At 36.7% G+C, this 6,262-nt stretch carries 6 protein-coding genes and 1 riboswitch; of the genes, 2 read left to right on the top strand and 4 right to left on the bottom strand.

From position 1 onward, the window contains the following. Positions 1–797 (bottom strand): NACHT domain-containing protein (locus ABXH34_RS16855; protein ID WP_353573050.1); only part of this gene is annotated, 797 nt, incomplete at its 3' end. Positions 798–1,227: 430 nt separating this feature from the next. Here ABXH34_RS16855 and ABXH34_RS16850 point away from each other — a divergent pair. Together ABXH34_RS16850 and ABXH34_RS16845 are read left to right on the top strand one after the other, a co-directional pair. After that, entirely contained in the window at positions 1,228–1,854 is a 627-nt protein-coding gene (locus tag ABXH34_RS16850; RefSeq protein ID WP_353573049.1) for a sortase domain-containing protein, read from the top strand. A gap of 317 nt (positions 1,855–2,171) precedes the next feature. Beyond that, positions 2,172–2,357: riboswitch (cobalamin riboswitch) on the top strand. 190 nt (positions 2,358–2,547) lie between these two features. After that, positions 2,548–4,365, top strand: coding sequence for a TonB-dependent receptor domain-containing protein (locus ABXH34_RS16845; RefSeq protein ID WP_353573048.1), 1,818 nt, complete (start codon positions 2,548–2,550; stop codon positions 4,363–4,365). Between the two features lie 41 nt (positions 4,366–4,406). Here ABXH34_RS16845 and ABXH34_RS16840 read toward each other — a convergent pair whose 3' ends face one another. The 3 genes from ABXH34_RS16840 to ABXH34_RS16830 form a co-directional block, all read right to left on the bottom strand. Then, the gene (locus ABXH34_RS16840; protein WP_353573047.1) at positions 4,407–5,186 is read right to left on the bottom strand and encodes a glycosyltransferase family 2 protein; all 780 of its coding nucleotides are present in this window, start codon (positions 5,184–5,186) and stop codon (positions 4,407–4,409) included. Positions 5,187–5,414: 228 nt separating this feature from the next. Next, positions 5,415–5,846 (bottom strand): hypothetical protein, encoded by a 432-nt coding sequence (locus ABXH34_RS16835; RefSeq protein ID WP_353573046.1) that lies wholly within the window; start codon positions 5,844–5,846, stop codon positions 5,415–5,417. Positions 5,847–5,888: 42 nt separating this feature from the next. After that, positions 5,889–6,262, bottom strand: a 374-nt coding sequence (locus ABXH34_RS16830) for a hypothetical protein (protein WP_353573045.1), incomplete at its 5' end; no start/stop codon positions are given.

Genomic DNA, 6,262 nt, shown 5'->3' with positions numbered 1-6,262 from the left:
CCCTGTGGACGTGAAGTAATCACAAATTGACACTTTGCATACGCCTGTACTTGCTGACTGATCCAAGCAGAAACCAGTTTGCGATCATTAACTTCTGCCACTTCGTCTAAACCATCCAACATCAATAAACAACACCCTTTATGCAACTGTTTTTGAAACCAATTATTAGGCGGGTCTATAGTCGGAAAACGCTTTTTATCTTCAAAATATGGGGTAACTAAATCTTCTAAACTTAAACCTTTCTTGATATGTTCAATATGTTCACGTAAAAATAACAAAATCGGTACAGAATAAGATAATTTGGGTTGTTTATTTTGGGCAAAAGCCAATGTCAAATATTGCAATAATGTTGTTTTGCCACATCCCGGTGCACCAATAATTACTAATACCGATAAATCATCACGACGTAAAAAACCCCAAATCTCATGGCTGCCTTCTAAATCTTTCGATAAAATTGGATCAAAATTCGCCTGCTGTATATTCGTGTGTGTAATCCTCAATGCAACAAAAACCCGTTCGACTTCCAGCGTAAATGTCCCTTTCGTGCGTAAACCACGAACATTGAACACCCGATGCGAATAAACCAATTGTTGATGATAGGCTTTTTGGAAATGGGAAAATTTGAAATGTAACTTAAGGCGGTTATCAAGTGAATCAAAGAATTGACGAGGATAATATTTTTTTAATAGCCAAAGAAAAGTGCCGCTTAAGATGGATAAAACTGTGAGAAATGCAACAAGTTCACTCCAGCTTGTTAATTTAAAATCTTGGATGAACTCATTAAGCAATTCCATCATGCCTTATTCCCTAAAAAATATTAGAGACATATTTACTATAACTAAAACTGCTTGGCAAATGTTTACATCTTCATAAGTTGCAATAGTGTAAATCCAATGTAATTTTATAGCTTATCTAAGGATTTATTCTATACCCATTTGCATGGTTAAATTGATAGATGATTAAGAGTCATCAGGACAAAAAATGACCCTTGTTAAATCCTTATATTATCAACTACTATTATAATTATTCTTTATGGGTCATATTTTCATCATTTTTGGTTCTAAAATTGCCTTACTTCTTTTAGTGATGACAAGCGAATTCATTTTTTAGCCATATTTCGCCCTTACATTGTCATAACGATCACTCTTGATGGCCTAGCTTACCGCTTAGACTAGATAACATCAAAAAACAATAATAATAAAAACAATTTATAGCGAGGCATAAACAATGCACACACCAAAAAAAAATACAAGTACATTTAAAATTATTGGGGGAGGGTTGATTTTAGGCTTATTTATTGGAATTGGTTCATGGCAATTAGTGAAAAATACCGAAATTTCCGACTGGGTTACTCAAAATTTGATGCACACTGCTTGGTTACGTACTCAAGCGAGTGGTGAAAAAATTAAGCCATGGCCATGGGCTGAATTGTGGCCAATAGCCCGTTTAACAGTTCCACATCTCAATACAGAACATATTATTTTAGAACAAGAAAAAAAACAGGTGATGCTTTCAATAGGCTTAAGTTATTTAAAAAGCAGCGTGTTACCCGGTGAAGTAGGCAATACTGTTTTAGGTGCTCATCCTAGTTTATATTTTTCGTTCTTAAGCGCATTAAAACCTAATGATGTCTTAGTATTAGAGTCTCCACGAACAGGAAAATGGCATTATAGAGTTCACGATACCAGAGTGGTTAATAAATCCGATACGGACTTGTTAGAACCGGGATTGAAACGGCGTTTGATTTTAGTGACTTGTTACCGTTGTGAGAAAGAACAACTTGAGCCACAACAAAATAGCCTACGTTATGTGGTTATTGCCGAGGAAGATGAAAGATTATCAAATGGCTTTTAAAATTTGAAAATCATTATATTTAAATGGGTTGGGCATTTTCTATCAAGTCCTGCCACAATAGTCTTATAATGATATAGAAAGCTAAAGTCTGGACGAGATTTAATAGAATTGAACTCAAGACCATCCAGCGAAGCTTAAACAAAAACTCAGCGGTGACTCCCGCATTCAAGTTGATACTCATGCATTGGCTTGCCTTCAAACTCTTCTTAATTCCAGTTTACATAAATAAACCCTAAGCTATTTTTTGCACTCTGTGAGCCTTTTGATCTTCAGCTTTTATTTTTAATATACTTGACTTTTAGCCACATCCTCGGTTTAATCTCGCCCGTTGTTTAGGTGTTCGTTAGAATGAAAAGGGAAGTTGGTGCAAATCCAACACTACCCCCGTAGCGGTGATTAAGCCTTTCAATTCAAAAACCACTGTGCATTATTGTATGGGAAGGTGAATTGATTCTGTCCTTAAGCTTACAAGTCCGAAGACCTGCCTAGACAATGGTTATATTTCGTGTTGCGGAGGGCAACCGACATGGGCAGTTTCTGTCTTTAGAAATAGTTATCGTTATTCTTGTATAGATTATTAGGGCTGTAAGTTATTAAAAAACTTCCAATTCTGAGATGTGAAAAATCTAACTATATTTCTACGTCTTAACCTCTGCACACTTTCCATTTACATGATTTAAGGAAGTGTGTTTTATGAAAAAATTACTTGTCGGCTTAGTTGCGAGTTCAATATCACTCGTCCACGCTGATGAATTATTGCCTGAAGTGGTTGTGACCGCAGCACGTTCAGCGCAAACCATTGATGAAACCTTGGCATCTGTCAGTATTATTACACGTCAAGATATTCAACAATCTCAAGCAATTGATTTACCTAGTTTATTGCAAGGAATGGCGGGTGTAGATGTCACGCGTTCAGGTGGTGCAGGACAAACAGCCAGTGTGTTTTTACGTGGAACAGAATCCGACCACACTTTAATATTAATTGATGGCGTTAAAGTCAGCTCTGCGACCTTAGGTTTATCCTCAATACAACACATTCCTTTAGCTCAAATTGAACGAGTTGAAATTGTTCGCGGAGCACGTTCAGCATTATATGGCTCAGAAGCGATTGGTGGTGTGATTCAAATTTTCACCCGTAAAGCCAAATTGGGTAAGCCACAAATTAATGTGCAACTTGGAGCAGGTTCAGATAATCACTATCAAACCAGCGTTCACGCCAGCCATCGTTTAGCCAGCAGTTGGTTAAGTATCACAGCCAATCATGAACAAACGGACGGCTTTAATGCTTGCAAAGGCAGTTTTTCAGCAGGTTGTTTTACTATTGAGCCTGATGATGATGGCTACAAAAATACAGGTTTTAATTTAAACACAGGTTATCAACTTGATGAAAATAACAGTGTTGAATTACAAGCCATGCGCACCCAAGGCAATGTTGAATTTGATTCTTCTTTTGGTGGCAATGAGACTGATTTTATTGAGCAAATTATCAGTTTAGATTTTGATAGTGCGATTAATGATTTTTGGGTAACAAAGTTCAAAGTGGCTAACTTCATTGGCGAACAAGAAAGTTTTGGCAATGGCGTAATTATCCCCAGTCATTTTGATACAGAACGCTATCAATTTAGCTGGCAGAATGATGTATTTATTGGAGATAATCATACACTCAATTTTGGCTATGATTTCCAAGATGAGACCGTGAAAAGTGATACGGCTTATATTGAAACAGAACGCGACAATCAAGGCTTTTTCGCTCAATATCAAGCTCAGTTCGGTGCATTTTCCGCTATTACCAGCTTGCGTTATGACGATAACCAGCAATTTGGACATCACACAACAGGACATATCAATTTAGGTTATACATTGACCCCTCATTTACGTTTGATGGCAGCGTATGGCACAGCATTTAAAGCACCTTCATTTAATGAATTATATTACCCCTTTTTTGGCAGTCCCAATCTTGAACCTGAAGAGGCTGATAGTTATGAATTAGGCTTATTAGGTCAAGGTCAGGGTTATCAATGGGCATTGAATCTATATCGCACTGAAATTGATAAGTTAATCGCAACTAATTATGATCCTGTCACTCAAAATTATTTTGCAGACAATGTGGATGAAGCTGAAATCACGGGTGTGGATGCCAGCTTAAAATGGCAATGGCAACAATGGACACTCAATACACAATTAACTTGGCTGCAAGCAGAAGATAAAACCACGAGCTTAGTATTAGCACGTCGAGCTGAAAAGTCAGCAAAGATTGCACTGGTACGTCAATTAGGTCATGCTCGAATTGGTGCAGAATGGGTCGCCCAAAGTCATCGTTTTGATGACAAAGCTAATCAAACTCGTTTAGCAGGTTATGGTTTGCTGAATTTAACCGCAAGTTATCATTTACGTGACAACTGGACATTCAATCTTAAATTAAACAATATATTAGACAAAGATTATGAGCTAGCAAGTCAGTACAGTACAGAAGGGCGTAGTGTATTCGCAACAGTAGGCTATCAGTATTAAAAATTAAACTAAAGACGGGTTATCTATATTTATTTTGATAATCAGTCTTTTTTTGATGTTTTCGCTTGTCTCAACTGATCCAATGGTTGAAATAATGCTGAACGAAGTAATTTCCAACTATGTAAACGATATTGAGCTGAAGTCCATAATACACCAAGTCCATAAGTCACTGAACGGCTAAAATTAATTGAAGAAGCATGTTCAAAGTAGAGCGTTGGGCAAGTAACCTCACCTATAGCGTATTTTGCATAAACGATTTGTGCTAGCATTTGATTATCAAATAAAAAATCATTGGAATTATTTTCTAATGGCAGGGTTTCCAATATTTCTCTTGAAAAGGCGCGATAGCCTGTATGGTATTCAGATAGTTTGTAATTAATAACCATGTTTTGTACAAAGGTTAAAATACGGTTTGCAATGTATTTATAGAGTGGCATTCCGCCTTTGAGTGCACCTGTGCCCAAAATCCGTGAGCCCAATACACAATCAAATAAACCTTCTGCCAACATGGAAGCCATTGCAGTAATCAGTTTTGGGGTGTATTGGTAATCAGGATGCAGCATAATCACAATATCTGCACCTTTTTCTAAGGCAACGCGATAACAGGTTTTTTGATTACCACCATAACCTAAATTTTGTGAATGCAATACCGTGTGAATCCCTAAAGATTCTGAAGTGGTTACTGTTGCATCATTGCTTTTGTCATCCACTAATATCACTTCGTCAACAATATCATGTGGAATTTCTGCATAGGTTTGATGTAGGGTTGATTCTGCATTGTACGCAGGCATAACGACAATGATTTTTTTACCTTTCAGCATATTGGGAGATTTAAGCTAGAGAAATTAGAATGGAAACTAAAATTATACGCTATTGAAAATAGAAAGCGAAAAATATTTAAATATATTAGAAAAGGCCGTAATAATGTAATTTAGGAGTGCAAGACTCATTTTTCCCATATTGCACGCCTAATCAATACCTTTTTTATAACAAGATAAACTGCTTTTAACAATAGGGCAATAAGACCCTGTTTTGGCTATATCCGCGTGTTATTCAAATGGCCTACCGAATTGGGTCAGCATCCAAATCACTAGTAAATATAAGCCCATGAGGGATTGAAAGCCTGCAATCGAGCGTATCCAGCCTTTGCTAATCCGTAGTGTGGTGTCTCGGGTTTGGAGTTGGCGCACCCAGTTGCCGATATTGTATTGTCGCCAGCCGATGGTGAAGGCAGATAGAAAGCTGAAGTAAATTGAGATGCGGATGATTTTGAGTTCAAACCGTAGCCAGTTGAACCAGCCTTGTTTGGTGCATTTGAGGCGTAAGGGGGTGCATGTATCTTGGTTTTGTTTACTGGGTTTGATGCCACGGCGTGCATTGCTGGTTTGGGGTTTGGATTCCCAGATGATTTCAAATTGATTGTGTTCGGAGTCGATACGTAGGGCTAGCCAATAGATAAATGCAAATATGCCCATAGACATAATGAACTATGCGATATATTTAAGCGTAAGATTTTTTTATAGTTAATTTGTTTTTGAATTTAGAAACATACTGATATTGAAAGTATTATTGTCAGCACTACAGTGTATTTTTGTAAACTTTAACCCATCTCTATTTTCATATTCTATTTGTCGATCATCACTTGTAAGTTTATTTACACTCTCTTTTTCACTAGTTGTAAATAAAATACCTCTATATTCAATATCAAGATCAGCTTGATATATACTATGTAATTTTAAAACCTCTAATATAAACTGGGTGAATAGATGTCCCATTTTCAATTGTTTGAAATATTCACCTGTATTTTTAGATTTTAGTTCAATCAATAAAATATATAGTTTTCCTTTCTTCTCACAAAAAATAATAGCATCGTTTTTACTGCAAATTCCCTTGGCTT

It is taken from the genome of Candidatus Albibeggiatoa sp. nov. BB20, from assembly GCA_016744725.1.
Taxonomy (GTDB): Bacteria; Pseudomonadota; Gammaproteobacteria; order Beggiatoales; family Beggiatoaceae; genus Albibeggiatoa.
The sequence above is the reverse complement of the archived record's forward strand: the minus strand, read 5'-3'. Positions and strand labels throughout refer to the sequence as shown.